We start from the raw sequence: 2,907 nt of genomic DNA, 5'->3' as shown, positions 1-2,907 counted from the left end.
CGCCAGGACCCCCGCGGCCCGCGCCGGGCCGCCGGCCCGACGAGGACGACGACCCCGAGGACGAGGGCGGGTCGATCATGCGGAAGGGGACCTGGTGAGTGACGGGTACCGCGCGGACACCACCGCGCTGCGGAGCGCCGCTCCTCGCTTCTCCGGCGCCGCCGACGAGCTGCGGGACGCCCTGAGCAGGCTCCAGGGCGCGTTGGACAGCGCGGGGGCCTGCTGGGGCGGCGACGATCCGGGGACCGGCTTCGGCAACGCCTACCAGCCGGCGGAGCAGGAGGCCACCCAGGCCTTCACTACCTTCGCCGACGGTCTGGAGAACATCCGGACCAACCTCGACGCCTCCGCCGAGCAGTGGGACGCCGACGACCTGGCGGCCGAGCGCGCCTTCGACCGGCAGTCCGAGGGACTGGGCTACTGAGGACGGGAGCGACGGATGGGGATGGAACTACCGCAGTCCCTCCAGTGGGTGGCCTCGCTGGCGCTGGGCGCTGACTGGCCGGAGGGCGACGAGACGCAGCTCCGGGTGATGCGGGACGCCTGGTCCCAGGCGAGCGGCGACGTCGAGGCGGTCATCCGGACGGCGCGGGAGGCCGCGAACGCGGCCGGCGCGACGATGGAGGGGGAGACCGCCGAACAGTTCGAGGCGTACTGGAGCGAGTTCGAGGACTACCTCCAGCAACTCGCCGCGATGTCGGAACAGCTGTCCACCGGTTGCGGCGACATGGCCCTGGAGGTCGAGCACGCCAAGATCAGCATCTACATCGCGCTCGCCGCGCTGGCCATCCAGATCACCGCGATGTTGGCCTCCGCCGTCGTGAGCTTCGGGACCTCCTCCGCCGGCATCCCGGTGGCCACCGCCGCCACCCAGTTCACCATCCGCCAGATCCTGATGACGCTGCTCCGCAACATCCTGCTGAACATCGCCACCAACCTGGCCACCGACTACGGGATCCAGCTCTTCCAGGTAGCCCGGGGCGACCGGTCCACCCTCGACCACGGGAACTTCGTCAACCACGTCGTGAACGGCGTCATCCAGGGCGCGGGCCAGACGGCCGGCGGCGTCGTCACCGACGCCATCCCCCGCGGCGCCTCCCGGGGTTTCGGGGAGGCGGCAGCCCGGGGCGCGGCCACCGGAGCGGCCGGTGGTTTCGCGCAGGGCGCCACCGAGTTCGCGCTCCAGGGCGGGGCGCACGAGCTCTCCGGTGGCGCGGTCGGCGGCGGCTGGGACTACCGGAACCTGACCGGCAACACCATCACCGGGGCGGTGAGTGGTGCCCAGGGCGGGATGGCCGACCGCACCGACGCGCTGGCGGAATCCACCTTCGCCCACCAGCAGCAGGAGCACTCGACGCCCAGGAACAACCCCAGCCACGCCCGCGAGGTGCTGGAGAACGGCCACCAGTGGCCGGTCGGCGCCCGGCCCCCCGAGGGCTGGCAGAACCCCTACACCAGCGGAACGCGGGAACAGGTCGGCGTCGACGGCGGCGCCGTGATCGACCAGGCCGGGCGGCACCGCCCCCAGAACCAGGGCGACGAGCCACCGCTACCCACCCCGGAGCGTTGAGAGGAGTGACGTCCCCCGGCGGATCGGGTGCCCGTGGTGCCCGAACCTGGGCGGGACGGGCGTGACGATGGACGGACTGATCCCGCGTTCGCTGCCGGTCGACTGCGCGAACGACGTGCGCGCCGAGCTCCGCGCCCGGTGGGCACGGCTGCGCCCGGCGCTGCGTTGGGCGCTGGTCCTGTTGCCGATGTCGGCGGTCGCGCTCCCGGCGGCCGGGTTGCTCGTGCTGGGCGGTTCCCCGGGGACCCTCGTGCTCCCCGTGCTCGGCCTGCTCCCGGTGGTCCTGGTGCTGGCCAGGCTGCGTCGCCGTGGGCTGGCGACGCAGCCGCACGAGTGGGTACCGGCCGCTTTCCTGGCCGCCGGCGTCCCGGCGTTGTTCGGCGGGCTCGCCCTGCTGGTGTTCGGGTGGTACCACCCGAGGGCGGAGGGGCCGTTGGTCCTCGCCGTGGCCCTGTTCGGGTTGGCGGCGTTGGCCTGGGGAGTCGGCGACCACGCCTGCCGCCTGCTCTGGTCGGGCACGCCGAGGACCGTCGCCAGGAGCGGTTTCGAGCTCGGCTACCGGTTGCGGGTTCGGCGACGGCTCATCGCCCGGATCACCGTGTCGGAGGACCGGATTCGCTGGCTGGTCCAGATCGTCTACCGGCACATGACCCGCACACTCCTCGACCGGACGGTGCGGCTCGCGGACCTGCGTGACATTCGGGTCGTCACCGTCGACCCGCCTGCGCACGGCGGCGCGGGACAGGCGGTGCACCCGGTCCCCGGCCCCGGGGTGGAGCTGGTCACCGACCAGGCTCGGCACGTCCTGCCGGTGCGCCGTGCGGAGGAACTGGCCGTGGTGCTCCGGGAACGTGCGGAGTGGAGGCGGTCCCTGCCCCTGGGAGAAGGGCTCGCCGATCAACCTCCCCCGGCGTGGTGACGCGCCGGGCCCGCCCGGAGCCTCTCCGAACGGGCCCGGGTGGCCGTGTCGAGGGACAGCACCTGGAACACGTCGTGGGCGGCCCGGAGCACCGGTGTGGCTGGAGGCGGTGACCCTGGGAGGTCGTCCCTCCCCGCCGGCCCGGTGCGGACGGCGCGGGAACCCCGGGTGCGAGACTCCGGGGTGGACGCCTCCGCCCGCCCGGCGGCGGCGCCGAACCACGGGCCGGGAGGCGCTCGCCGGCCCGTGCCGAGGCCCAGCGACGTGAGGAGATGACAGGTGACGGCCACCGACGAGGACCACCGCTGGCTGCGCCACGCCGTCGCCCTCGCCGGGCGGTGCCCGCCCTCGGCGACGGCCTTCTCGGTCGGCGCGGTCGTCGTCGACGCCACCGGAACGCCACTCGCCGAGGGTTTCT

3 protein-coding genes are annotated in these 2,907 nt (G+C 74.0%); all 3 read left to right on the top strand.

The features are described 5' to 3' along the window. The first annotated feature begins 94 nt into the window (after positions 1 to 94). The 3 genes from ACTIDRAF_RS28890 (at position 95) to ACTIDRAF_RS0214165 (ending at position 2,489) form a co-directional block, all read left to right on the top strand. Positions 95 to 424 (top strand): WXG100 family type VII secretion target, encoded by a 330-nt coding sequence (locus ACTIDRAF_RS28890; protein WP_016699394.1) that lies wholly within the window; start codon positions 95 to 97, stop codon positions 422 to 424. A 21-nt stretch (positions 425 to 445) separates the two neighbouring features. After that, positions 446 to 1,570: a WXG100-like domain-containing protein gene (locus ACTIDRAF_RS0214170; RefSeq protein WP_157163030.1), complete on the top strand. Its 1,125-nt coding sequence runs from the start codon at positions 446 to 448 to the stop codon at positions 1,568 to 1,570. 67 nt (positions 1,571 to 1,637) lie between these two features. Next, positions 1,638 to 2,489 (top strand): hypothetical protein, encoded by an 852-nt coding sequence (locus ACTIDRAF_RS0214165; RefSeq protein WP_016699392.1) that lies wholly within the window; start codon positions 1,638 to 1,640, stop codon positions 2,487 to 2,489. Positions 2,490 to 2,907 lie beyond the last annotated feature (418 nt).

It is taken from the genome of Actinoalloteichus spitiensis RMV-1378, assembly GCF_000239155.1.
Lineage (GTDB): Bacteria > Actinomycetota > Actinomycetes > Mycobacteriales > Pseudonocardiaceae > Actinoalloteichus_B > Actinoalloteichus_B spitiensis.
This window is presented reverse-complemented; position numbering and strand designations above follow the sequence as displayed.

Coding starts and splice junctions, on each gene's coding strand:
- ACTIDRAF_RS0214170 (WP_157163030.1), top strand. CDS start 446: ATGGAACTACCGCAGTCCCTCCAGTGGGTGGCCTCGCTGGCGCTGGGC.
- ACTIDRAF_RS0214165 (WP_016699392.1), top strand. CDS start 1,638: ATGGACGGACTGATCCCGCGTTCGCTGCCGGTCGACTGCGCGAACGAC.